Origin of the sequence: Enterococcus dispar ATCC 51266 (assembly GCF_000406945.1) — a bacterium.
Classification (GTDB): domain Bacteria; phylum Bacillota; class Bacilli; order Lactobacillales; family Enterococcaceae; genus Enterococcus_C; species Enterococcus_C dispar.
Genome location: NZ_KE136354.1, coordinates 2,135,930 through 2,160,428 on the forward strand (window position 1 = coordinate 2,135,930; position 24,499 = coordinate 2,160,428).

The 24,499-nt window shown below is 37.8% G+C and carries 21 protein-coding genes; 4 read left to right on the forward strand and 17 right to left on the reverse strand.

The features are described from left to right. Nucleotides 1-40 precede the first annotated feature (40 nt). A complete protein-coding gene (locus RK01_RS10090) occupies nucleotides 41-1,558 on the reverse strand; it encodes a zinc ABC transporter substrate-binding protein AdcA (RefSeq protein WP_016173182.1) in 1,518 nt (505 codons plus the stop codon). 295 nt (nucleotides 1,559-1,853) lie between these two features. Between RK01_RS10090 and RK01_RS10095 the strand changes: the two genes are divergently transcribed. After that, nucleotides 1,854-2,150 carry a bacteriocin immunity family protein gene (locus RK01_RS10095; RefSeq protein ID WP_016173183.1) on the forward strand — a complete coding sequence of 99 codons (297 nt, stop codon included), beginning with the start codon at nucleotides 1,854-1,856 and terminating at the stop codon, nucleotides 2,148-2,150. A 435-nt stretch (nucleotides 2,151-2,585) separates the two neighbouring features. Here the strand turns inward: RK01_RS10095 and ade are convergent, their stop codons facing one another. From ade to RK01_RS10125, 6 genes are all read right to left on the reverse strand, one after another. After that, a complete protein-coding gene (gene ade, locus RK01_RS10100; protein ID WP_016173184.1) occupies nucleotides 2,586-4,322 on the reverse strand; it encodes an adenine deaminase in 1,737 nt (578 codons plus the stop codon). A 92-nt stretch (nucleotides 4,323-4,414) separates the two neighbouring features. After that, on the reverse strand, nucleotides 4,415-5,056 hold the full coding sequence (locus RK01_RS10105; protein ID WP_016173185.1) for a DUF998 domain-containing protein: 642 nt from the start codon (nucleotides 5,054-5,056) through the stop codon (nucleotides 4,415-4,417). Between the two features lie 155 nt (nucleotides 5,057-5,211). Then, entirely contained in the window at nucleotides 5,212-6,087 is an 876-nt protein-coding gene (locus RK01_RS10110; RefSeq protein ID WP_016173186.1) for a DegV family protein, read from the reverse strand. Nucleotides 6,088-6,554: 467 nt separating this feature from the next. Further along, nucleotides 6,555-7,946, reverse strand: a complete 1,392-nt coding sequence (locus tag RK01_RS10115) for a dihydrolipoyl dehydrogenase family protein (protein ID WP_016173187.1) — start codon at nucleotides 7,944-7,946, stop codon at nucleotides 6,555-6,557. Between the two features lie 19 nt (nucleotides 7,947-7,965). Beyond that, a complete protein-coding gene (locus RK01_RS10120) occupies nucleotides 7,966-8,907 on the reverse strand; it encodes an ABC transporter ATP-binding protein (protein ID WP_016173188.1) in 942 nt (313 codons plus the stop codon). Then, on the reverse strand, nucleotides 8,904-10,436 hold the full coding sequence (locus RK01_RS10125) for an ABC transporter permease/substrate-binding protein (RefSeq protein WP_016173189.1): 1,533 nt from the start codon (nucleotides 10,434-10,436) through the stop codon (nucleotides 8,904-8,906). The genes RK01_RS10120 and RK01_RS10125 overlap by 4 nt, the downstream gene beginning before the upstream one ends. Nucleotides 10,437-10,964: 528 nt before the next feature. Between RK01_RS10125 and RK01_RS10130 the strand changes: the two genes are divergently transcribed. Both RK01_RS10130 and RK01_RS10135 read left to right on the forward strand, forming a co-directional pair. Beyond that, nucleotides 10,965-11,960 (forward strand): aldo/keto reductase, encoded by a 996-nt coding sequence (locus tag RK01_RS10130; protein WP_016173190.1) that lies wholly within the window; start codon nucleotides 10,965-10,967, stop codon nucleotides 11,958-11,960. 422 nt (nucleotides 11,961-12,382) lie between these two features. Continuing rightward, entirely contained in the window at nucleotides 12,383-13,423 is a 1,041-nt protein-coding gene (locus RK01_RS10135) for a DHH family phosphoesterase (RefSeq protein ID WP_016173191.1), read from the forward strand. 511 nt (nucleotides 13,424-13,934) lie between these two features. On the opposite strand, the gene RK01_RS10140 is transcribed toward RK01_RS10135, so the two are convergent. The 9 genes from RK01_RS10140 to RK01_RS10180 all read right to left on the reverse strand — a co-directional run bounded on the left by RK01_RS10140 (nucleotide 13,935) and on the right by RK01_RS10180 (nucleotide 22,164). Further along, entirely contained in the window at nucleotides 13,935-14,315 is a 381-nt protein-coding gene (locus tag RK01_RS10140; protein ID WP_016173192.1) for a GNAT family N-acetyltransferase, read from the reverse strand. 35 nt (nucleotides 14,316-14,350) lie between these two features. Further along, entirely contained in the window at nucleotides 14,351-15,136 is a 786-nt protein-coding gene (locus RK01_RS10145) for a sulfite exporter TauE/SafE family protein (RefSeq protein ID WP_016173193.1), read from the reverse strand. Next, a complete protein-coding gene (locus RK01_RS10150; protein WP_016173194.1) occupies nucleotides 15,130-16,248 on the reverse strand; it encodes a radical SAM/SPASM domain-containing protein in 1,119 nt (372 codons plus the stop codon). Before RK01_RS10150 ends, RK01_RS10145 begins: the two co-directional genes overlap by 7 nt. 156 nt (nucleotides 16,249-16,404) lie before the next feature. Beyond that, nucleotides 16,405-16,824, reverse strand: coding sequence for a PTS sugar transporter subunit IIA (locus RK01_RS10155; RefSeq protein ID WP_016173195.1), 420 nt, complete (start codon nucleotides 16,822-16,824; stop codon nucleotides 16,405-16,407). Nucleotides 16,825-16,828: 4 nt separating this feature from the next. After that, nucleotides 16,829-18,283: an arylsulfatase gene (locus RK01_RS13840; RefSeq protein WP_016173196.1), complete on the reverse strand. Its 1,455-nt coding sequence runs from the start codon at nucleotides 18,281-18,283 to the stop codon at nucleotides 16,829-16,831. Nucleotides 18,284-18,292: 9 nt separating this feature from the next. Then, complete coding sequence (locus RK01_RS13845; protein ID WP_016173197.1) at nucleotides 18,293-19,099, reverse strand: PTS system mannose/fructose/sorbose family transporter subunit IID; 807 nt, start codon at nucleotides 19,097-19,099, stop codon at nucleotides 18,293-18,295. Next, entirely contained in the window at nucleotides 19,089-19,901 is an 813-nt protein-coding gene (locus tag RK01_RS10170) for a PTS mannose/fructose/sorbose/N-acetylgalactosamine transporter subunit IIC (RefSeq protein ID WP_016173198.1), read from the reverse strand. The genes RK01_RS13845 and RK01_RS10170 overlap by 11 nt, the downstream gene beginning before the upstream one ends. Further along, entirely contained in the window at nucleotides 19,901-20,392 is a 492-nt protein-coding gene (locus tag RK01_RS10175; protein ID WP_016173199.1) for a PTS sugar transporter subunit IIB, read from the reverse strand. Before RK01_RS10175 ends, RK01_RS10170 begins: the two co-directional genes overlap by 1 nt. Continuing rightward, nucleotides 20,392-22,164, reverse strand: coding sequence for a glycoside hydrolase family 35 protein (locus RK01_RS10180; RefSeq protein WP_016173200.1), 1,773 nt, complete (start codon nucleotides 22,162-22,164; stop codon nucleotides 20,392-20,394). The genes RK01_RS10175 and RK01_RS10180 overlap by 1 nt, the downstream gene beginning before the upstream one ends. Before the next feature lie 170 nt (nucleotides 22,165-22,334). Here RK01_RS10180 and RK01_RS10185 point away from each other — a divergent pair, with 170 nt between their 5' ends. Then, a complete protein-coding gene (locus tag RK01_RS10185) occupies nucleotides 22,335-23,036 on the forward strand; it encodes a GntR family transcriptional regulator (RefSeq protein WP_016173201.1) in 702 nt (233 codons plus the stop codon). A 142-nt stretch (nucleotides 23,037-23,178) separates the two neighbouring features. Here RK01_RS10185 and RK01_RS10190 read toward each other — a convergent pair whose 3' ends face one another. Next, nucleotides 23,179-24,471: an adenylosuccinate synthase gene (locus RK01_RS10190; protein WP_016173202.1), complete on the reverse strand. Its 1,293-nt coding sequence runs from the start codon at nucleotides 24,469-24,471 to the stop codon at nucleotides 23,179-23,181. Between the last annotated feature and the right edge of the window lie 28 nt (nucleotides 24,472-24,499).

The window sequence follows — 24,499 nt, forward strand, 5'->3', positions numbered from 1 at the left end:
TTTATTTCTTCGTGCCACAACTTTTGTTACCGCTACTTTTTTAATGGGCCATCATCTCTTGGGCAATGGCATGATCTGATAAATTAGCGGGATAATAAGTCGGCCAGTTGTGCATTTCTTCTAGTAAAGTATTCTGACTTTCGCCTCCAAAATAAATATGAAAATGAGCCGTTTTAGTCGGTGCAATATTGTGATCGCTAAATTGTACATATTGGAAACGGCCGGCATCTTCTTTTGCTTCAAATAAAAAGCGTACCCCTCGATTGCCTTTATCATAGGTTAAAATCTGGTAACCTTTTGCAACGTATTCATATTTATGATGTTGACCATTCACTACAAAATCCATCGTATTAGCGGTAATATCAATTTTTTCCACATCGGTTTTGTAACCAGTCGTATAATATTCTTTGTATTGGGCTGCAGACATATCTTGATTTAGCTTGGCTTTGTAATCAAAGACTTGATCCAACGCACCTTCTGTTAGTAATGGATAGACCGACTGCCATTTACCAGTAAAATCACTTAATTGTCGCTCTTTGACTGCACTATTAGCAAAATAACCGTTCGCAACTGTCTTTTCTTCTGTGGCAGCAGCTTCTGGTTTGACTTCTTTTCCCGCCACCTCTGTTGTTTTTTCCAAAGCTTGCAAGTTTTCCTTCATGACAGAAAGATAACTTTCTCCGTTCGCAATTTGTTCTTTGGTTAAACTTTCCAATGGATTTAAAACCGCCATCTTCACATCTGCTTCATTAGCCAGTGTTTTAGCGATTTTATCGCTGGTATTTTCTTCAAAATAAATATAGTGGATGCCGTTATCTTTCACATATTCTTTCAATTCCCCTAAACGGCTGGCAGAAGGTTCCTGTTCTGGTGAAAGTCCCGAAATCGCAACTTGATTTAAGCCGTAATCTAATGCTAAATAACCAAAAGCCGCGTGCTGGGTAACAAAACTTTTTTGTTTGGCATTGTGTAGACTTTCACTGTATGTTTGATCCAACTTCTTTAATTCTGTTAAATACTTAGCGGCATTGGTTTCAAAGGCTTTTGCTTTTTTGGGATAAAGTTTTTGTAACTGTTCTTTAATAGATGTCACTTCTTGAATGGCACGATAAGGTGAGACCCACGTGTGGGGATCTAACTCGTGATGATGATCTTCTTCACTATGATCGTGATCATGTTCTTCATCGCCCCCAGGTAAAAGAACCATATTTTTGGTGCCTGCCACGACATGGGGTTTCTCTTTTGCAAAACTCTTCTGTGCTTTTGGTACCCACGTTTCCATATTTTCATTGTGATAAACAAAAACGTCTGCATCGTGAACAGCCGCCATATCCTTTGCGGAAGGTTCGTAGTCATGGGGTTCAGAACCGGCAGGAATCATTACCGTGACATTGGCTTCATCCCCGACAATATTTTTAGTAAAATCATACATCGGATAAAATGTGGTGACAATTTCTAACTTATCCTTTTTATTTTCAGTGGAATGCGCACTTGTGCCACAAGCACTCAACAATCCTAAAGCTACTAGAGTTGCTAATCCAATCCCAATTTTTTTCATTAATCTTATCCTTTCTCTTCGAACAAATTGCATACCAGCTTAAAACGAACAAAACGAAATAATTACGATTTACTCCATAAACAATAGCAAGTCTTTTTCTTCCTGTCAATATAAAAATAACATGAATTATAATTCAAATGAGCATGCATTCATTTAAACCGTTGCTATTAAACAACAAATACCATTTCTACAAATGAATAATAACAAAAAGGAGGAAGTGTTTTGTTTTAAACAACAAATGTCATTGCAAAGTAAAGCGGAAGCGTGTAGGCTGTGAAAAAGGGAGTGAAAAGAAATGAAAGAGATAAAATGGTTTAGTGGCGGTACCGAACGCGCAGAAGTCGCCTTAAGTGAAATTTCGATAATTTTAGGTTTGATTCCTGCAGAAACCAAGACCAATGAATTACGGCAACTACTTTTTGATTACGCCCAAGAAATTAACGAAGGTGTAACCGCCGTCCCATATATCTTAAGCCGCATGAGCATTGCGGTATCCAATTGTATGACAAAAAATAAAATTACAATTTCTCCTGAAGCCTCTGTGCATTTAAAAAAATTATTTGCTCTTGGGGAAATCCGATATGGGTATTGAGAAGTTTTTTTAACTTGTTAAATTCGCTGGTAAGAAAAGTGAAATAAATTAAATCAATTACCCACCAAGAACCAAATTATCGCAAATTGAAGTACACAACAAAAAACATCTTTCTTCAGCAAGTTTCCGTAATTTCTACGGTTACTGACTGAAAAAAGACGTTTTTATTTTTTTGTTTAAAGGAAACGTGAACAAGTAGTATGGGAACTCCAAAAACTACAAGTATACGTAAGAACTGATGACTCCCATTAAGCCAAGGTTTGAGCGTGAATAATAAGACGATGAACACACAACTATCTATAAAAAAAGCTGAAGACTTTAAATAGCTTTTTACTTTTTGATTTCGCATTTTATTGCCTGCCTTTTTCTGATATTTCTAATTTTTGCATTCAGCGTAAATCTTTTATTCATCGTAATTATAACTAAATCAAATAATTAGTCTGCTACTGAAACCGGCACAATTTCAAATTTAGTGACATCGACTAAGCCCAGATCCGTAATTTTCAAATTAGGAATCACCGCTAAAGACATAAAACTTAAAGTCATAATCGGATCTACTTTTGCTGAGATACCTAATTTTTCATGAGCTAATTGATTAAGGGCTTCTTCTTGTTGCGCTACTTCTTCACCGGTTAGTTCACTCATTAAACCGGCAATCGGGAGCGCCATACTACCAATTACTTGGCCTTCATCGACTAAAACGACGCCACCTTCCTGGTCTTTAAGTGCGTTTATCGCTACTGTCATATCGGCATCGTTTGTTCCGGCTATAATTAAATTATGGGAATCATGGGCAATCGAAATGCCAATTGCGCCTTTTTTCAACCCATAATCTTTCAAAAGTCCGACAAAAACATTCCCCGTATTTCGATGACGTTCCACGACGGCAATTTTGATTACATCTTGTGTTGGCTCATAGATAAATTCGTCATTTTCATCTCGTTTGATTGTAATGATGGCTTCGTTTGTCAACGCTTCTTGGGGAATGACTTCAATGGCACGGGCTTTATCACTCGTCAATTTTAGTTTTAATTGGTCTTTAGCAAACGCCTCAATATGAACACTGGACTGAACGGCGGTGGTAGACATCCGTTTTACTTCAGGCAAATAGACATTCTTCCTAGCGACTAATTGTCCGGCAATATAAGTGGCTTCAATTTCTGGTGCCGCTAAATCAGAGAAGACAACCAAATCGCCCCGCAGCCCTGGTGCAATTGCGCCCCGATCAGTTAGCTGGCAACATTTGGCCGCATTAATCGTTGCCATTTGAATGGCGCGAATTGGTGCAATTCCTTCTTCGATACAAATGCGAATACTATTATCCAAATGTCCTTTAGTCAGAATATCTTTTGCCTGTAAATCATCAGCAACTAATACACAGCGTTGGTAATTGTTGTCCGTGACACCTTTTAAAAGTGTGCGTAGATTTTGCGTGACAGTCCCTTCCCGTAATAATACGTACATACCACGGGCAATCCGCGCTTTTAATTCTGCCACTGTGGAACACTCATGATCATTTTTTATCCCGGCGGCCACATAAGCATTGAGCGCTTTACCTGAAACCATTGGCGCATGTCCATCAATTTGCAGGCCATAGTGTTTGGCTAGTAAGAGTTTATCTAAGACATCCTCTTTTGCTGCTATGATACCAGGAAAGTTCATAAATTCGGCCAGACCAGCTACCTGTTGCCTTTCAAATGCAGGCACCATATCTTCAGCAGTAACGACGGCACCGGAATTTTCCATGTCAGTCGCTGGCACACAAGAAGGCATCGTGTAGCGGATATCTAAGGCCGTTTCTTTTGCCGCTGCAATCATATAATCTAAGCCTGTCAGCCCTAACACATTTACAATTTCATGGGGGTCAGCAAGTACGGTTGTGGTGCCGTGGGGAACTAAAAGTCGACCAAATTCTTCTGGGGTCACATAAGCCGATTCGACATGAATGTGCGCATCAATAAAACCCGGCGCCACAAATTTTCCTTTTAAATCAATACTCTTTTTACCTTCGTATTCTCCTACACCTGCAATCAAACCATCTACAAGCGCAATATCGCCTTGGATAATTTCAGCTTGATAAACGTCAATGACTTGCGCATTTTTTAAAACAAGATCTGCCGGTTTGCGGCCAGCAGCTGTGTCAATCAGTCGTTTTAGCACCTCTTTATGCATAAATTCTCTCCTTTGGTGTCTTCTGGGTAACAACCATTCTAGTTCAAAATCTTGTGTTAAATTGTAACACGACTATCGTGTAATTTGTGGGGCTATTTTTTTCTTTTTTGTCGGATACTAACTGCCAATATAATTAAAGGTAAATATAAAAAAGCTAAAGAAATCCGCTGTACTACACCTTTATAAGTAAAAGCAAAGAGTTGTGCTAAGCCGTTAGCTGCCGAAGTAAGGAGTGCACCATAAAAAATGAACCAACAAATTTGGGCAATCTTTGGTTTTGATTTGGCAAAAATGCGCGCCATCAGCCACGGCGCAACAAGCATCCCGAAAATTCCAGCTCCTGAACCTAAGCCGTGGATAATCGTGTCCAAAGTCAAACCACTCGTTGTATGATTAATGGAAAAAACACCAGTAAAAATACAGTCACCAATTGCAAAAGCAGTAATACTAAAAAGCAGCAAATTAATTTCTTTGCGTTTCTCTTGGAAAATTTCACCTGCATTGAAAAAATAATATTGCACAGGTGGTAATGCGATTAATAACAAGCTTCCCGTCATGATTGACCCATGTTCGAAATAGGTTTTAACCGGACTTGTCACACTTCCCAAGTCACTGACAACCTGCTTGGTCTGACTAAATCCATCCCATAATGTTCCTAAAACATAGGGCATCCCCCCATCACAAAGAACAAATAAAATTAAGAGAAGCCAGCCATAATTGCGATAAAATTTCATTAATCTACCTCCACTCATCATAAATCTGTACGGGGTAATTCTAATCAATTAGCTGAATACCCCACCATAATTTATTTTCGCTGTGGCAAGTTTGCCAAACGAGTTAAAATTACAAAAAAACTCTAGCCTTTTTTAACAGGCTAAAGTTTTATTCATTATGCTTCTTCGTTACGATTTTTACCAAAAGTGAAAATCGCTACACAACCCAAACCGGTATGAGCTGAAATAGTCGGACCGAGGGGTAAACATGCAATATCTTCTATTGCAACTTCTTCTACAATTCCCGCTAAGACGGTTTCTGCTGCCGCAACATCACCGGAATAGGCAATATAAACAATTTGATCTTCCCGTGAAGTCAAATGGGCTAATGTTTCATCAATAATTTTTTGTAAGGATTTATTGCGTCCCCGCACTTTATCTACATTTTGCAATTTCCCATTTTTGTCGACATGAATAATTGGCTTGACCTTCAATAAACCACCTAAAGTCGCTTCCGATTTCGAAATCCGCCCACCGCGCTCTAAATGTTTCAAATCATCTACCGTTACCCAAGATTGCAATAACATTTTTTGCTCATCGACCCAAGCGATAACTTCTTCAAAATTCTTGCCTGCATCTTGTTGTTTTTTTGCTCCTAAAACCAATAAACCTTGGCCCAAACTAGCAGCCAATGTATCCACAACAGCCACTTTGGCATTGGGATAATCTTCTTTTAAGACTTCCACTGCTTGCAATGCACTATAATAAGAGCCACTCATACCAGAAGAAAAAGATAGATAAATAACAGGAATATCTTTTTTAGCATAGGGTTCAAAAAATTCTAAATAACGCCCCACATTAATTTGTGAAGTTGTTGGCATTTGTTTGTCTTTTAACGCTTTGTAAAAGAACTCCATATCAAATGTTTTCCCCAAATCATCTTGATATTCTTTGCCGTTGATCTCTACCAGCATTGGTAAAAATGCGATGCCTGCTTCATCTAAAAATTGAAACGGGATATCACAACAAGAATCCGTTACGATTTGAAACATGGCTTAACCCCCTAAATTTTTTCTTTCAAATTTCACAAAGTTTTTGTGACAGAAAAGTTTTAATTTTTTTCAAACTATCTACTTTGTTATTTTACCACAAGGGCAACAACTTTGAAAAATTAAAAAAATAGGTAAAAATAAAATAACGAATATTTGCATAAGAGAACGGAAATTTTCACAAAAAGAGGTCTCCACGCTCAATTTTCTCCTGTTAAACTAAAATTACCCTACATAGCTTTTACAATAATTAAAGTGAAAGTATTTGTATGAATAATAATAAAAATTGAACGAAATCTTTCAGCTCGCAAACATTAAGATCGATTTTTGGCTTAATGGCGTCAAGAGTTTGTTTAGATACTGAAATCAAAGAAAAGTATATCCGCTTTATTTTTTCTGTAAATTTTATAATTCTTTTGCCCATCGAAAAAAGCGTGCCGCAAGTTTTGCGGCACGCTTTTTTTAACTTTTTAATAGTAATACTGTAAATCGCTTCCCACAGAAGGATACGCCATAATGAGGTTTTGCAACTGCTCTTTTTTAACTCCTAAATTAATTACCAAGGTCATTATATTAATCCATTCATCGGCCTTTTGATTTAATGTTGCTGCACCGACAATTTCGCCGCTGTCTTTGTTGTAAATAATTTTAGCAAAGGCCACGGGATCGTTGGTACGAAAATAGTTATACCATTGGCTCATATCAAACCATTCTACTTTATAGCTAGCAGGATCTTTTTTAGCCTCGCTACTGCTTACGCCAACCTGGGCTAATGTTGGTAAGGTAAAAACAGAAGTAGGTACTTGTGGATACTTAATTTTTTCTGTTGTTTCCCCTAGTAGTAGTTGCTTCAAATACCGCCCTTCAAAACTTGCTACCGGGGTCATTTTCGGTTCTTTTTTTGCGATGCAATCACCCATGGCATAAATATTTTTTTGACTCGTTTTTAGGTGGTCGTCAACTGTAATGCCCCGTCCGCTAGCTTCAATACCGAGTTCTTCTAGACCTAAGTTTTCAACATTGGCAATGCGACCGGTAGCACAGACAACGCTGTTGGTTTCATAGCTTGCTTTATCGGTAGTAACCGTCAAAAGCTCTCCGTCATTTTTAGTAACACTTTGGATATTTTCATTAAAGACAAATGTGACGCCGCTTTTTGTAAGTTCTTGTACCAAATGCTGCGCTAAATCTTGATCAAAGCCCCGCAATGGTGTGTCATTATGATGTAAAATAGTGACTTCAGCGCCGCAGGCATTGGCAATTGCCGCCAATTCAAAGCTGATATACCCGGCACCAAGAAAAATCATTTTAGCTGGTAATTTTTCCAGTGCTAAAAAATCGGTACTCGTTAAGAAATACTCTTGCCCGGGAATGTCTAATAAGCGGGCTCTCTGGCCTGTGGCTAACACAATTTGCTCAGCTGTAAAGCACTGCTTTTTTTCTACCATGGATTGGGTGTCGTTATCCACCGTATTTTCCAGGCGGGCAGTGACAGCAATTTCATTAGCGGAAATCAGCTGCCCATGACCGTGAAAATGTTTGATACCACTGGCGTCAAAGCCGGCAATTTGTTCTTTTGAAACGGGATCTGTATACGTTTTTTTATAAGCCATTAAATCTGACCATACCACTTGCGGTACGCTGTTTTTTGCAAAACCTTTGCCAATTAATTGTGCTACTTGACTACGGGCTTGTTCGGCTGAAAATAAAATTTTCTTTGGATCACAACCGGCATTGGGACAGGTGCCGCCAAATAAATTTTCTTCTACTACGGCGACACTTTTGCCTGCTGCTTTTAGATCATACGCTAGTGACAAACAAGCAGGTCCGGCACCTAAAATCGCTACATCAAAATGTTCCATTATTTCCCCTCCATTGTCTTTATGCTTGACTATCGGCTAAAAAGCTTAATAAATTCGCCGCTGTTAAAATTTTATCTTTTGCCACACGGAAGTTACTTTTTGCTAACAGTGGCAAACTTTCTTCTACTGTCATGTTCAGGTTCATTTGGGGATAATCAGAAGATTGGTCTTCGGTATAAAATCCCGCTGCCAAAACTTCCGTGACAGGCACTTGTAATGGCTGCCAGGTGATCTCTGCTCCTTTAAAGAATTCAGCGACAAAATCATTTTCGGGATGGGCTGCAATTTCAGCGGGGGTATCACATTGAATGAGACGCCCTTCTTTCATCACCGCAATGCGATCGCCTAATTTCATCGCTTCTTTCATATCGTGGGTAACAAAAACAATCGTATTTTTCAAATCCTGGTGCAAACTTAACACCAGATTTTGCAACTGTTCTCTGGAGATTGGATCAAGGGCACTAAAAGGTTCATCCATTAACATGACATCGGGTTTCGCGGCTAATGCCCGTAATATCCCGACCCGTTGTTGCTCACCACCTGATAATTCACTGGGCATTCGATTGGCATACACTTCTGGATCTAATTCCACCGCTCTTAATAATTCAAAAGCACGTTCTTTGCGCTTTTCTTTGCTCCACCCTAACATTTCAGGAATAACTTCAATATTTTCCAACACCGTCATGGTAGGAAAAAGCGCAATCTGTTGTAAGACATAGCCAATTTGCCAGCGCAATTTTTGTGTATCATAGTCCTTGATTTTTTTATCTTTAAAATAGATGTCGCCACTGGTGGGAACATGTAAAGCATTTATCATTTTCAAAGAAGTGGTTTTGCCACTCCCAGAAGAGCCGACGAGGACAAAAATTTCACCCGTTTGGATGCTAAAAGAGACATCTTCTAGGGCCGTACTTGCGCCAAATTTTTTACCCACATGATCAAAGACGACTAATTCACTCATTTGTCCTCACCTCCTAAAAGCCCTTTTTGTTGTAGATATTCGCGGGCGACTGTGGCCGGTTTTTTCCCTTCCACGTTAACAGCATAGTTCATCGTCACCATTTCGGTTTCAGTGATTTTACCTTGCAATTGATTCAAGCTTTTCACTATCTCTGGGTGTTTGTCAGCAAAATCCTGCCGCATTAAAGGTGCCCCTTGATAAGGCGGGAACAGGTGTTGATCGTCTGCTAAGGTCATTAAATCATATTGCTTGATTTCACTGTCGGTAGAATAAGCATCAATCACATTGACATCCCCATTATTAATCGCGGTGTAGCGTAAGGCCGGTTCCATTTGGCTTACTTTCAAATTTAAGCCATATAATTTTTTCAACCCTTTATTGCCATCATTACGATCATTAAACTCTAAAGTAAAACCGGCGTGCACTTGGTTTTCAATTTTTTTCAAGTCACTGATTGTCTTTAAATCATGTTCTTTTGCAAATGTTTTTTTCACCGCCAAAGCATACGTATTTTGATATTCCATCGGCGGTAAAAATGCTAACTTTTCTTGTGTGGTCAATAATTCCTTGGCTAAAGTATAGGTTTTAGCCGCTGAATGCTGACCGGCATCTTCTTTGGGAACTTTAACCAATGATTCTAAAACTGTTCCCGTAAATTCGGGGTAAATATCAATTTGATCATTTTTTAAGGCGCTAAATAAGAATGTCGTTTTACCAAAGTTCGGTTTTAATTCCACATTGACGTCACTGTCTTTTTCAATCAGTTCTTTGTACATATTGATTAAAATTTCCGGCTCTGCTCCTAGTTTGCCGGCAATCGTCACCGTTTCCGGTTGGAAAAGAGAAGATTGCGCTAAGCCAATGCCGCCAATCACGAGAAAAACAGCCGCTAAACTCGCTAAAATAACCCGCGGCCGCACTTTTTGTAATAAACGAATCGCCGTACTAAAAATAATTGCCAATAAAGCCGAACTAATGGCACCAATCACAATTAAACTAGTATCATTGCGATCAATTCCCAATAAGATAAAAGTCCCCAATCCGCCGGCTCCGATTAAAGCCGCCAATGTCGCTGTCCCAATAATTAAAACTAACGCAGTTCGAATGCCTGAAATAATCACCGGTAATGCAATCGGCAACTCCACTTTTCGCAACTTGCGAAAACGGCTCATTCCAAAGGCATCTGCCGCTTCTTCTAGTGAAGGATCAATCTCACTTAACCCGATATAGGTACTTTGAAAAATCGGCAACAACGCATAAATAACCAATGCAATAATGGCCGGTACCGTGCCAATTCCCACTAAAGGAATCAATAATCCCAACAGTGCCAAAGACGGAATTGTTTGTAAAACCCCGGTAATTTGTAACATAATTTCGGCTAATTTTTTATATTTAACCAACCAAATGGCTAAGGGTATTGCAATCAACATCGCAAATAATAAAGCCACCAGCGAAATGCTAATATGTTCAATTAATGCTGAAACCAACTCGCTCTTTCTTTCCAAGAATGTTTGTCGCAACGCTTCCATAGATTCCCACCTTTCTGCTGCTAAAAATTGCCAAAACAATTTCTATCCAACAGTATTCTTCCTACTTTCATTGTAGCGTAAGGGGAAAAATAACTCGAAAGATACGCATAAAAGACGGAAAAATAATTTCTTGTCTGTCTTTTTTAGCTGTTTTAAATCAGGGGAAATTTGACGAGCAAGATAGCGTTTTTTGTTGCTGTTATGTTTTATTTATCTCTCTGCGATGCTTCTTCTCAGTAACGTTTTGTAAAAACAATTTTGGGATTAACGCAAGCAAGATGCTGGTATCCCATGACACAGACTCATTTCTTGAATACTCTAAGTTTTAGCATAAGTATAAGTAACATGATTTCTGAAAAAAATTATTTACCTGAAGCCGCCTTTAAATGGTATGCTTGAAGAAAGCCCTAACAAAACGTGTCTTAGTTTAGCTAATAGGACCGCTAATATTTTGAACCAGGTTGTATGCAACAACTGGTCATACTTTTTTCGCACTGAATTTGTTAGGAATGAAAGTGAGGTCTTTTCATGTATTGTGCAAATGAACACCGCTATGAAAAAATGCAGTATCGCCGTGTCGGACGCTCCGGTTTAAAATTGCCGGAAATTTCTTTGGGCTTTTGGCATAACTTTGGGGATGTCGACAACTTGGCCAACCAACGGGAAATTATGCACACCGCCTTTGACAATGGCATTACCCATTTTGACTTAGCCAACAATTATGGTCCACCCGCTGGATCGGCTGAAAAAAACTTTGGCCGTATCTTTAAAGAAGATTTTGCCAACTATCGCGATGAAATCATCGTTTCCTCCAAAGCAGGTTATTATATGTGGCCTGGTCCATATGGGGAGTGGGGTTCTAAGAAAAATCTGATTGCCAGTTGTGATCAAAGTTTGAAACGAACAGGATTGGATTATTTTGATATTTTTTACCATCATCGCCCAGATCCAGATACACCTCTGGTTGAAACAGCCCATGCCCTTGATTTATTGGTAAAACAAGGAAAAGCGTTGTATGTGGGTGTTTCTAATTATTCTCCTGCAGACACAGCCGCGATTGCCAAAATATTTAAGAACTGGCAGACACCTTTTATTATCCATCAACCTTCTTACAATATGTTTAATCGTAAAATAGAAGAAGGTTTAACCGATGTATTAGCCACAGAAGGTTTAGGTGCCATCGTCTTTAGTCCCTTGGCCCAAGGACTGTTAACCAATCGCTATCTAAAGGGTATCCCCGCTGACTCGCGAGCAAACCGCTCGGATAGTCCCTTTTTATCCTCTGAACAAGTGGAACAAACTTTAGCAAAAGTGCGCCAATTAAATGAAATTGCGTTAAAAAGAGGCCAAACATTAGCAGAAATGGCCCTCGCGTGGAACTTACGGCAGCCTACTGTTGCCAGTGTCCTGATTGGGGCTTCCCGCGTCAGCCAATTGGAAGATAATTTAAAAGCTTTGGATAATACCACATTTTCTAAAGCCGAATTATCAGCAATTGATACTGTTTTAAATAAAAAAAGCTAAAGGCAGTAGATAGCTATTTGGAAAAATCTTAGAAATTCGTTTTTGGTACTCTTTACCAGAAACGAATTTTTGAATTTTTCTCGAAGAGTTGCTGCATGTACAAGCTGAAGGAATGTGCTTAACCCTTTTTGTATTTGTATTAAGGAAGAATTGTACAAAATTTTTCGCCAAATTTCTTATAATTTTGACTTAACTTCATTTAAAAAGAACCACCTGAAAAATTTCAGGTGGTTCTTTCTTGCTATCAAAACTAGGCGCAATGGTGTAGTATTACTCTGATGAACAAAGGAAACGCCAGCAGCGAATTTCAATTTGTAAAAGACAAAATACAGTTCACAATTACGGCAATTACGCTAATTTTTCGCCAAATTTGTGATACCTGAATTTCATCACTACCAGCGATTAGAAAGTAGGCAACAAACATGGAAAACAGAAAAACACTAATCAAACAATTTTCTCATACCGACTTAGACGGTGTGGGCTCCGCTTTATTATTACAAGCGATCTTGCAAGAACAAAAAGGATACATGGCCGCAAATTATCTACCAGTGGGCTACTCTGAACCCGGAGTAGATGGTACCATTGACAAACACGTTTTGAACTTCATCCAAACCAATGAAGAAGACATAACCGAACTTTACATTACAGATATTTGTCCCTCCGATGAGGTAATTGAAAAACTTGCAGCTTATTGTGAAGAACGAAAAATCAATTGGCACATTTTTGACCACCATGTGACTTCTGTCCACGTCAATGAAAAGTATCCTAAAAATGCCGCTATTATCGTGGCAGATGATACAACTGGACTAAAACATTCCGCCACCAGTGTCTTATTTAAAATTTTAGTGGGAAAAATGCCTACTGCGTTATTTGACGATGAAAAATGGCAACGTTTGGCCAATGTCGCGGATATTATCCGCTGTTATGACTGTTGGGACTGGCAATTAAATCCCAATGCCGCTTACAAAGAATCAGCCGCTGAATTTAACAATCTTTTCTATTTTTATAGTTGGGATAAACGCATTGAACTAATGGGGAGCGTCATGGCAGCCGGGCTTTCTTTACTCGATGATTATGCAGAAATTATTGCCGCTTTAAACGAAAAAGAAGCGGATTATGTGCGCCGCAAAACCTTAAAAGCGCAATTTGGTACCCTCGACGGTAAAACTTTTGCCTATACTTTTGGGGAACAATACACTTCGGTTTTAGGCAATGCCTTGGCCCGCCTGGAACATCCTGAAACAAAAAAAGAAGTCGATTTTAGCCTAGTGCTAATTGGCAAAGGCGTTTCTTTACGAACAAACAATGACGCTATTGACCTTTCTGTCCTAGCCGCTCGCTATTTTAATGGCGGTGGCCACAAACGCGCTTCTGGCGGTGCTTTTGCCGAGATTCAATACTTCATTTCCGATAGTGAAAATCCCGAGCAGGAATCCACTCTCTTTTTAGATTTAAAACGGTAAATAAGAAAAGCTTCATGAACGTGCCCAACTCTTTAGCATTAAGGCGGAATTATACGAAATTGTTCTTCAAATTTCTTATAATTTCGACTTAATGTCGCTAAGAGTTCGTTCGTGAAGCTGGATTATAAGAAAAGCTAAACGAACTCGTTTAGCTCTCAAGTAATAAGATGGAATTTCAAGAAATTGCTCCTCAAATTTCTTCAAATTTCAGCTTATTACCGTAGAGAGTTAGTTCATTTTGCTAGACACCGAGAAAAGCTAAAGGCAGTGGGCAGCTCTTTGGAAAAATCTCAGAAATGCGTTTTCTGGTGTTCTTGACCAGAAACTAATTTTTGAATTTTTCCCGAAGAGTAGCTGCCTGTGCGAGACAATAAGAAAAGCTAAACGAACTCCTTTAGCTCTGCGGATAGCCAATTTTTCTAATCACGCAAATTATCGGCTGGTTCTTTGATGGGCAATTCCTTTCAAATTGGTATTTTAACTTGGTTCGGACAATGTATCCCACACAAGGTTAAAAATCCACTGAAAAAATGGACCCTTCGCGAGAAAATCCCTGCTTTTGATAATAAACGTCCACATCACTCATAACATACACGTCAGCTTCTGGATAATCATATTTTACTTGCTGCATCAATGCTCGACCATATTGCTTGCCGCGATACGCTTTTTCAATAAGCAAATCATAAATATAGATACCAAATCCGTCGTCATCTCGACAGCGACAGTATCCGCATAAATTTTCATCATATACCACATACGTAATCGAGTTGACTAGTGCTTTTTGGTAGTGCTCTTTACGAGTATCATAATATTCTGCCCAACCAGTACCTTCTTTTTCAATCAATTTAAATAAGGCCACTTCATCTTCTAATTCATATTTCTTTATAAACATCGGATTCTCCTTTGCCAGACGGTTTCACTATAAGTTTATTTTGCCAAGATTTGCCAACCATTATATACATTAATTAATAATACAAGTGCAATCACAGCTTGAAATACCAAAGTCACCTTTTTTGGTGAAAGCAAATGATTGAATCGACTGCCCAAAAGTCCCCCCAAAATTGCCGCCGGAATAACAAAAAATAACATTGTTAAATCATAACGGCCAAATCCCATACCAAATGCAATGGTTACAATTTTAGCAAGTTGTGAGAAAAAAATAGTCGCAATCGAATAGATTGTCGCTTCTTTAATAGGAAACGAAAACAGTAACATTAATAATGAAACATTAATAGGTCCGCCGCCAATACCGAGTAAGCTAGCCAAAAACCCTAAGACCAATCCCGCTAAAAAATAACTGATCAAAGAGTTAAAATGATAATTTTTCCAATCAAATCGGGAATATAAAAATGCAAATACGAGGGTTACAATAGTCAATGAAATTTGAATCAGCTGCACCAAACTTTCGTCAGCTAAAAATAAAAGCAATCTCTCAAAGACAACGTTTCCGCCAATGCCACCTAAAACTGATCCTGCTGAAATAAAAGCCACCAAGCGCCAATTTAACGAAATACCATCTTTTACTTGTCGCCAAGTCGAAACAAGGGACATTGTAAAGACGGCTACTGTTGAATAAAAGGAGATGGCTGCTACAGAATCTTTTGCCAACAGATCCAAGACAGGTTTAATGATAACGCCCCCGCCCATACCCGAAATTGCTCCAATTGTATTCGCCAATACAATGACTAGAAAATAGATAATTCCAATTAGCATACAGGCACTTTCCTCACTTCTTCTAAAATTTGCGGTATCTGTGGAATCAATGCCAGCAACAATTCTTTGTAACCACAACGATTACTTTTTTCATCCACATACATTGCATTTTTCATGCGTTTGCAACCACCACGACAAAATTTCTTCACTTCACAATTCTGACATTGCACAACTAATTGATCGGGTGTGCAAAGAAATGTCGCAGTAATTTCTTTTTCAAATAATTGTTTTAATGTTTCATCTTGAATATATCCCATCCGATATTCATCCAATACGTAAAAATCACATGGATAGACGCTACCATCAGCTTCAATGACATATTGCACTTGACAATTACCTAAGATCCCACAAGCTGTTAATTGTTGATTTACTAGTAGGTTGATTATATCATCAAATAATTTCACACTGATGTAGTTGCCGTTTGTTAACTCTTTTAGCCACAACTGTAATAACTCCTGATAAAAAAGGGAAAAATTATCTGGAGTTAAACTATAATAACTAGAGGCGGTTGCATTTAAATCATCCAGACAAGGAATGAACTGAATAAATTTGATAGATTCTTTCTTTAGAAAGCTAAAGACTTGTTTCGCTTCTTTTGCTAACTGGTTGGTTAACACACATAAGATATTGTATTCAATTTCAAACTTATCAAATAGCATCTTTGTTTGTAGCACCTTTTGAAAAGTTCCGCTCCCTAAATTATCAACACGATTTTGATCATGGTAAGCAGGTAGTCCGTCAATCGATAGTCCCACAAGAAAATTATTTTCTTTTAAAAATTCACACCACTGGCTATTAATTAAAATTCCATTGGTCTGCATTGCATAATGGACCTTAATATTTTTAGTCTGTCTATTTATCAGTGCGATAATTTCTTTGTAATATTTCAAACCAACTAACGTCGGCTCTCCTCCTTGAAAAGCTAGTGTTAACTCGTCCCCATCAGCTAAATCAACAAAAATATTGTGAATCATCTTTTCTGCAACTTCTTTTTTCATTCTGCCATAAGACCGAACTTCTCTTAATGAACTTACATTGGCATAAAAACAATACTTGCATCTTAAATTACATAAGGATGAGGCCGGTTTAATTAAAACTGAAATATGCTTCACATCTGAACCTTCTTTCACTTTACCTTTAAGCTATGTCAGTTATCTTTCCTCTTAGAACTATTCTACTATTGAAAATGTTGCAATAATCATTATTTTACAAATAGCTAAAAGGGAAAAAAGCCCATAGTGTTTTAAATAAACACTATGAAGCTTTTATCAGTCCATTTCGTCTTCAATATCATCTAAATTTTCAATATCAGCGCGCGTCAACTGTAACTCGGGCCGTAACAACCGCTGATAAACTTCTTCTTCTGTTTGACTGGAAAAGTCCCCCATTAATAATTCTAAAGCAGTAGGAACATTGACTCCGGCAAAAAGAAAAATATTCGTAGGATTATTCGATTTTATGCGATAAGCAACATTAAAAGGTGTTCCCCCCTTAATATCAGTCAAAATAATGACTTTTTCTCCTAGTTGAGCAATCTTTGATTCCATTTGCTCACTAAATTCCTCAAGAGAAATTGTCCCGTTAAAATCTAAAGCCGTTAAATCCGAATTTTCGCCTGCAATCAGAGCTAAATTTGACATTAGACCCGTGGCAAATTTACCATGTCCACTAATTAAAATTTTTGTCATTAATCTATTCCTCATTCTTTAGAAAGGAAAGTGTCAACATGGTTTCATTTAATTTAACCAACCGATTGTTTTGCACGAACCCTTCTTCTCGATTTTGTAATTCTTCAATAAGAATTTCGCGAAGCTCGCTAGTTTTCTTCTGTTCAACTTTACTAATCTCCCTATTCTCATGGGGATCTTCTTTTAAATAAAATAATTGTTCTTCTCCTCTAACCGGAAACCAGATATACTTCCAATCTTTGGTTAAAATATACTGACTAGAATCTTTCCCAAAACTATGTTCTCCATGAATATAGGATCTTAATGGATGAGTGGGATTGGTTAGCATTGGCTTTATACTTTTTCCATCAATCCCATCGACGTTTTCCGAAGCAGCAAAATCTATTAGTGATGGCAAGACGTCACGTAATTCTACGAGTTCTTCTATTTTTTTATTTGTCCCTTTTAGAATATTTGCAGGATCATATACAATAAACGGGATATGAATACTCCCTTGATATGGGTATGCTTTACGGAACAAATGATGTTCGCCCAGTTGATCGCCATGATCTGATAAAAATAAAATGATAGTGTTTTTATCCATCCGGTGTTCTTTTAAAGCGATTAAAAAACGGCCAATTTGATGGTCAATATGGGTTATCGCACCATAATAACCTGCACGCATTCTATTTAGTTCATGTTTTCCATATTGTCCTTTTACAGCAATGGTCGAGTAATCTTGATCAAGTCCAATATCTTGGGCCCATTCTCCCACCTGAATTTCAGGTAGGTCTTGGATTAAATCCATATACATATCAAAATAATATTGCGGTGGATCCAGTGGTGAATGGGGTCTGGTAAAGGACATTTTCAAGAAAAACGGAACGGTAGGATCATGTTTTTTTAGAAAATCAATTGACTTCGTTACTACCCAGTTAGTGGGATGCAGTTCTTCTTCATACATCCAAGGACGGGCTACCCAAGAATTACAGTCTAATCCATTATCCATCAAATCAGCATGAATCCCCTTATGCTCTTTAAACCAAGACAGATAGTCATCTGTATTTTCAAATTGCGTCCCATAAGGGTTATCATATTTTCTTGCTGCATGTAAATACCCGTCATGTAATTCTACGTGGTCAAACCCCAGCCGATTTCTTTCAGGGTAAACATGCATTTTTCCTATAACTTCTGTTTGATAGTCCAAGTTGGTAAATTCAGAACCCAAAGTTTTTTCGTATTTCCAAGGTACCCGATCTTCGTATCCAACTCTTCCATGATGAGACTGGGATAATCCAGTCATCAAGGCTGCCCGAGACGGGATACAACTTGGGACAGCAGTATAGGCATTTTCAAAATTGTAACTTTGTTCCGCCATCATATCTAGGTTTGGAGTGGAAATAATCTCGTTGCCGTTTGCCCCTAGAGCATCAAAGCGCATTTGATCGACCATCATTAATATAATATTAGGTTTTTCCATTTTATTCACCTATCCCAATAAGTGCAAATTATAAAGAATAATCGAAAGAATCATCATAAACCATATTACGCGGGTTGAATTCATCTTTTTGAGTCCAAGTAACCAATAAGCCAGAGCAACTAATAAAACGGGAATCATTGCTGGTAAGATTTGATCTAACATATCTTGCATCTTTAAGACTACATCACCAGATTTATATTCTAACGGCATTTTGGCAGAAACAACGGTAGGAATCAACGCGCCTACTACAGTAATACCCAACAGTGTTGCTGATTCTGTAATCGCTTTTAAAGTATCGCTCATAGTAGAGACTAACTTTGTTCCTTGCTTGTAGCCAATAAATAGTAATGGATAGCGTAGGAAAACAATCGCAATACTCAAAATGAGCCACATAATTGCTCCAATAGGACTACCTTCTAATCCCATATAAGCCGCCACAGATCCCATAATTGTTGGGATAATCGCACCAAATAGTGAATCGCCAATAGCCGCAAAAGGCCCCATTAAACCGGTTTTTAATCCAATAATGGTATCCTTTGATTTTATTCCTTCATCTTCTTCAATAGCTAAATCGATACCCATAATCAAAGTGGCCAAATGTGGACCCGTATTGAAAAATTGAAGTTGAGTTTCTAGCATCTCTTTTCTTTCGCTCTTATTCGGATATAACTTCTCTAATGCAGGTAACATCGCCCGAGTATAGGCAATACTCATCATTCTTTCGTAGTTCCAACCAATTTGTCCTGCTAGTAAATAACGCCAGTTGACTCTTTGCAAATCTTTTTTTGTTAATTTCTTTGTTGTATCAGAGTTCATCTTCATCATCTCCCACTTCAAACTCATTTTCTGCCATTTGAGATCCAGTAGTCACCACGTGTTGCGGCTTAGGAACAGAAATTACTTTGTAATAAATTAATGCCATCGCAGCACCCAAAATTGCTGCTCCCATCATAGGTACATTTATGTAGGCAGCTGTGAAAAAACCAACCAATAAGAATGGGAAAAATTTCTTAACAGGTAAATAACGTAACAAAATAGCGATCCCTACTACTGGCAACACGCCACCGGCAATTTTTAGCCCCCCCATCAACCAATCAGGAGCAAAATCAACAATTGTTTTTACTAAACTATCACCAAAAATCAACGCAAGTCCTACTGGTAATGCGCGTGATAAACCAAACGGAATCGTACTTAAAATTGCTTCTCGATTAATCGCTTTGATATTATCAGCTTCAACGTGTTTTTCAATTCGATGTAAAAAGAAAACCGTAACAAATCGTGCTAAAACATCTAATTGAACTAACATTAATCCTACGGGAACTGACAATCCAATCGCAAATTCTAGTCCTTTTCCACTCAAGACACCGAAAACTGTTCCGATAATGGCACCAGAAGCAAAATCTGGAATAGAAGCTCCACCATAAGTTCCAACACCTAAAACCATCAATTGCAACGTTGCACCAACTAAAAGACCCGTTTGAAGATCCCCCATGATAAGTCCAGCAAACATTCCAGCAATGATGGGTTTGTTGGTTTGTAACATCGCAAACAATGGATCAATTCCTGTAATATAAGAAAGCAAAACTAAAAGAATTAGCTGAACAACTGATAATTCCATTATTTACCTTCCCCCTTAATCAAAAGTTCATCAAAAGAATATTTGGGTTCATTGGGAACCATCTGAACGACTACCGTAATTTTTTCATCTTGGAGAGCCTTTAATGCTGTTATATCTGTTTCGCTAACATTTACGGATTTGGTAAGTTGTTTGGTATCGGCTTTTTTTGACATGTTTCCTACATTAACAGTTGGTAAGTTCACGCCCATTTTGACTAATTCCAGCAAAGTTTCTGGCTTTTTAACAATCAGAAAAACCCGTTGATTTTCATAACGTCCACTTTTAATATTTGCTGCTGCTTTTTCGATTGGTAGAACACTCAAAGCCACTCCTGCAGGTGTAGCTAATTTTAAGGAAGACTTCGCAATATCACTTTTTGCCGCCTCGTTATCGACTACCATTATGCGCGTTGCTTGCAAATAATTGGTCCACATATTTGCTACTTGACCATGTATCAATCTTTCATCGATTCTAGCATTTTCAATTCCCATTATTCTTTCTCTCCTATCTCAATATAGACTGGTTTGTTTGAAAACTTGAGTTGCGTGTTGAACTTGCCTTCTGTTTCAAATACTATAATTTCATTTATTCCCGCTTTTAAAAGTGGCGCTGGTACGTATAGATAGCCTGTTGGCCCCACTTCCCAGAAACGACCTAAATTAAATCCATTCACTAATACACAACCTTTACCCCAGTTGCGGCAATCAATAAAAGTATCCGCGGGACAATCCACATTTACTTCAAATTTATAAAAGGCAGGTCCTGTTACTGATGTTTGCTCATAATCCAATTGACTCGATTTTTCTAAATCAACACTATAATGTGTCCATTCGGAGTGAAAGTGTAAATCAAGCATAACACCACCACGAATACCTTTTCTTTGGGTTGGTGCTAATAATTTTGATCCATAATTCACCCGTCCCATATTTTCCACAAGAATTGCCAACTCATTATCCTTCTCGTAGGGTAGATCCAAAGACAATTCCGTTCCAATTTCTTTTTTATATTGTGTGGCTACCTCTTCATTATTGACGTAAACCTTTGCCCGATCACTTGCTTCAATTATTCTCACTTTGTCCACATGTCTTTTTTTGCCAATATTAGATTTATACACGATATAGCCGTAGCCTTGATTCAATTTCTCCATTGATAAAGGCCATTTATTTTTTGAAACTTTACTAACCTGTTCGAGATTTTGAAATAAAGCTGCAGCACCGATATATTCAACCTCTTCAAATGCTTTTTTAGGGTGATTCTCATTTACAGCGACTTTTTCCTGTTGGGAGAATACCGATTGCAATAGTTCAAACTTCTCTGTGGTATCACCCCACTCAGTTAAGACAGCATCATAATCATATGAAGTTATTTGATGTAAATCATTCGTTCCTCTTGCAGAACAGCCATTCATAAAGCCAAAGTTTGTGCCACCTTGAAACATATAAAGATTTAAGCTCCCAAGATTATACATTTCTTCTACTGCGTTTTTTAGCTCTTCGGGATTTCGACGAATGATTTTTTCGTTCCACCGATTAAACCAGCCATCCCAAAATTCCATACACATAACTGGCGCTTCAATTGCATTATTGCCCATAAATTCAACTAAATTATTCACGTTATCCGTTGCCTTTGATCCAAAGTTTCCGGTGGGAAAGATATTTTCACCAGATAAAAATCCAGCTGTTAAAGCTTCATCCCACGCTCCATCTGATGTAAAGATAGGTACATCAATATGCTTACGCATAATTCGCAATATCTCTGACAGATACTCTTTATCATTTCCATAGGAACCGTATTCATTTTCCAATTGCATCATAATCACGGGACCATTTTCCGTCCATTGATATTTTTTTAATTTTGGCAATAAAATATCAAAATATCTTTCAACATATTCAATAAATAACGGATCACTGGAACGAATTTTACAGTTTTTTTCCAATAACCAAAATGGTAATCCCCCAAATTCCCATTCTGCGCAAATATACGGAGAAGGCCTCAAAATGACAAATAGATTTCGTTTTGCTGCGGCTTCAATAAATTTGCTAATATCATGTCCATAAGATTCAAAATCATATTTTCCTTCGTTTGTTTCATGATAATTCCACGGAATATACGTTTCGACCGTATTACAACCAACTTCTTTTAAGCGATCTAATGCATAACCCCAGTATTCTTCTACAATTCTAAAATAATGGACTGCACCTGAAACAATTTTTATCTTTTCTCCATTTATTATAAAATCTTTTTTTATTTCAATAGAATTCATAAACTCTCCTTACTTCACATCTTAATATATTAAGATAATAACACGCGAATGAAACGTTTACAATATAAAAAAATAAAATAATGTATCTCCATTAAAGAATATGTTATAATCTTAATATATTAAGTTAATAAAAATAAATAAAATAACGAAATCTTGCGAGGTGAAAGCTTATGCAGCCTAAATATTTGAAAATTAAAAGTGATTTGCTTCAAAAAATTCGTCAAGGTGAATTTGAACCTGGCGAGCAATTTTATTCTGAATCTGAATTAATCAAAATGTATGATGTTAGTTCAATAACCGTTATACGTGCATTGAAAGAATTAGTTAGTGAAGGGTATCTATTTAGTATCCAAGGAAAAGGCCGATTTGTTTCAAAAGGAAAATTGGGTCAAAATGTGCACTTTACCGATATCGAGATGTTTCCTGATCAAGAAACAGCCGTAGAAGTGCTATCTATTTCAAAATCAAATGATGAAAAGATAAAGACAAGATTAAATGTTTCAGACACTGAAACTGTCTACTGTTTTGAACGGCTAAGAAAAAGCAACGGTGTTCCTTTTTTCTTACAATATTCCTACCTTTCGTCTCGCTACATCAGTGAAGATGATGTCAAACACCCAGAACGGTTTATTTCTATTTACGATAAAATGCGAGAAGATTATGATCTTCATTTAACGACAGCCCCATCGGTTGAATATTATAAAATATGTTTTCCTACACCCAATACGGTAGCGCAACTATTAAATATCGATACCAAAAGCCCAACTAGTTTTGTCGAGCGTACAACTTTTATGGAAAATGGTAAGCCCATTGAGTTCATTCAGTCTTACAAAAGATGGGATTATTATTGCAGTAAAATCGATTCTTTATAAAGATTAATTAGAAATAGATTATGTATTGAAATATTGGTAGTAAAACTTTTATATTCAAAGTTTCACTAAAACAAAACAAACCCTTCACTATACCTATCGACTAGGCTTAGTGAAGGGTTTGTTTAAGCGGTTAAACTCACTTTTAAATCTGAGCCCAAACACTTTCTAAAATATTGGTTTGGTTGCGGTCTGGACCGACAGAGAATGTTGAGATGCGAACGCCGACTAATTCTGAAATACGACGCACGTAATTACGCGCATTTTCTGGTAATTCACTTAAGTCTTTGCAATTTGTGATATCTTCAGACCAGCCTGGTAATTCTTCATAGACCGGTTTGCAACGGTTCAACTCTTTTAGGCTGGCTGGGTAATGATAGATTAATTCGCCATCTAATTCGTAAGCAGTACAAATTTTAACTGTTTCAAGTCCGCTCAATACGTCAATGGAGTTTAAGGATAGATTGGTGATCCCGGAAACGCGTTTGCTGTGACGCATCACCACAGAGTCAAACCAACCGACACGTCTTGGACGTCCTGTTGTCGTGCCATATTCACGACCAATCTTGCGAATTTGTTCGCCTGTTTCATCAAATAATTCAGTTGGGAATGGGCCATCACCGACACGAGAAGTGTAAGCTTTACATACGCCGACTACTTTATTAATTTTAGATGGGCCAACCCCTGAACCGATGGTAACGCCACCGGCAACTGGATTAGATGAAGTTACAAATGGATATGTTCCTTGGTCAATATCTAACATAACCCCTTGGGCACCTTCAAATAATACGCGTTTACCCGCATCTAAAGCATCATTTAAAATGACAGAAGTATCGGTCACATATTTTTTAATTTCTTGACCGTATTGGTAATATTCTTCAAAAATAGCATCAAAATCCATGGCTTCACTGTCAAACATTTTCGTAAATTGACGGTTTTTGTCTTCTAAATTAATCCGTAAACGTTCTGCAAAAATTTCTTTATCTAGTAAGTCGGCAATACGAATCCCCACTCGGGCTGCTTTGTCCATATAAGCTGGCCCAATACCTTTAATCGTGGTACCGATTTTATTATCGCCTTTTGCATCTTCTTGCAATTGGTCTAATTTAATATGATAAGGCAAAATTACATGAGCACGATCTGAAATACGTAAGTTATCGGTTGCTACCCCATGTTCTTTTAAATATGCTAGTTCTTGCACCAATGATTTCGGGTTGACGACAACGCCGTTTCCGATGACACTGATTTTTTCCCGATAAAAAATACCTGAGGGAATTAAATGTAATTTATAAGTCACACCATCAAATTTAATTGTATGACCTGCATTATCCCCGCCTTGGTAACGGGCAATAACTTCTGCATTTTCACTTAAAAAGTCAGTGATCTTTCCTTTTCCTTCGTCGCCCCATTGTGTTCCCACAACTACTACTGATGACATACGAACACCTCATTTTCTTTTATTCAAT

What these genes read in the sequence shown, in the direction of transcription:
- RK01_RS10090 (WP_016173182.1), bottom strand. Translation starts at nt 1,558, where the DNA reads ATGAAAAAAATTGGGATTGGATTAGCAACTCTAGTAGCTTTAGGATTG.
- RK01_RS10095 (WP_016173183.1), top strand. Translation starts at nt 1,854, where the DNA reads ATGAAAGAGATAAAATGGTTTAGTGGCGGTACCGAACGCGCAGAAGTC.
- ade (WP_016173184.1), bottom strand. Translation starts at nt 4,322, where the DNA reads ATGCATAAAGAGGTGCTAAAACGACTGATTGACACAGCTGCTGGCCGC.
- RK01_RS10105 (WP_016173185.1), bottom strand. Translation starts at nt 5,056, where the DNA reads ATGAAATTTTATCGCAATTATGGCTGGCTTCTCTTAATTTTATTTGTT.
- RK01_RS10110 (WP_016173186.1), bottom strand. Translation starts at nt 6,087, where the DNA reads ATGTTTCAAATCGTAACGGATTCTTGTTGTGATATCCCGTTTCAATTT.
- RK01_RS10115 (WP_016173187.1), bottom strand. Translation starts at nt 7,946, where the DNA reads ATGGAACATTTTGATGTAGCGATTTTAGGTGCCGGACCTGCTTGTTTG.
- RK01_RS10120 (WP_016173188.1), bottom strand. Translation starts at nt 8,907, where the DNA reads ATGAGTGAATTAGTCGTCTTTGATCATGTGGGTAAAAAATTTGGCGCA.
- RK01_RS10125 (WP_016173189.1), bottom strand. Translation starts at nt 10,436, where the DNA reads ATGGAAGCGTTGCGACAAACATTCTTGGAAAGAAAGAGCGAGTTGGTT.
- RK01_RS10130 (WP_016173190.1), top strand. Translation starts at nt 10,965, where the DNA reads ATGTATTGTGCAAATGAACACCGCTATGAAAAAATGCAGTATCGCCGT.
- RK01_RS10135 (WP_016173191.1), top strand. Translation starts at nt 12,383, where the DNA reads ATGGAAAACAGAAAAACACTAATCAAACAATTTTCTCATACCGACTTA.
- RK01_RS10140 (WP_016173192.1), bottom strand. Translation starts at nt 14,315, where the DNA reads ATGTTTATAAAGAAATATGAATTAGAAGATGAAGTGGCCTTATTTAAA.
- RK01_RS10145 (WP_016173193.1), bottom strand. Translation starts at nt 15,136, where the DNA reads ATGCTAATTGGAATTATCTATTTTCTAGTCATTGTATTGGCGAATACA.
- RK01_RS10155 (WP_016173195.1), bottom strand. Translation starts at nt 16,824, where the DNA reads ATGACAAAAATTTTAATTAGTGGACATGGTAAATTTGCCACGGGTCTA.
- RK01_RS13840 (WP_016173196.1), bottom strand. Translation starts at nt 18,283, where the DNA reads ATGGAAAAACCTAATATTATATTAATGATGGTCGATCAAATGCGCTTT.
- RK01_RS13845 (WP_016173197.1), bottom strand. Translation starts at nt 19,099, where the DNA reads ATGAACTCTGATACAACAAAGAAATTAACAAAAAAAGATTTGCAAAGA.
- RK01_RS10170 (WP_016173198.1), bottom strand. Translation starts at nt 19,901, where the DNA reads ATGGAATTATCAGTTGTTCAGCTAATTCTTTTAGTTTTGCTTTCTTAT.
- RK01_RS10175 (WP_016173199.1), bottom strand. Translation starts at nt 20,392, where the DNA reads ATGGGAATTGAAAATGCTAGAATCGATGAAAGATTGATACATGGTCAA.
- RK01_RS10180 (WP_016173200.1), bottom strand. Translation starts at nt 22,164, where the DNA reads ATGAATTCTATTGAAATAAAAAAAGATTTTATAATAAATGGAGAAAAG.
- RK01_RS10185 (WP_016173201.1), top strand. Translation starts at nt 22,335, where the DNA reads ATGCAGCCTAAATATTTGAAAATTAAAAGTGATTTGCTTCAAAAAATT.
- RK01_RS10190 (WP_016173202.1), bottom strand. Translation starts at nt 24,471, where the DNA reads ATGTCATCAGTAGTAGTTGTGGGAACACAATGGGGCGACGAAGGAAAA.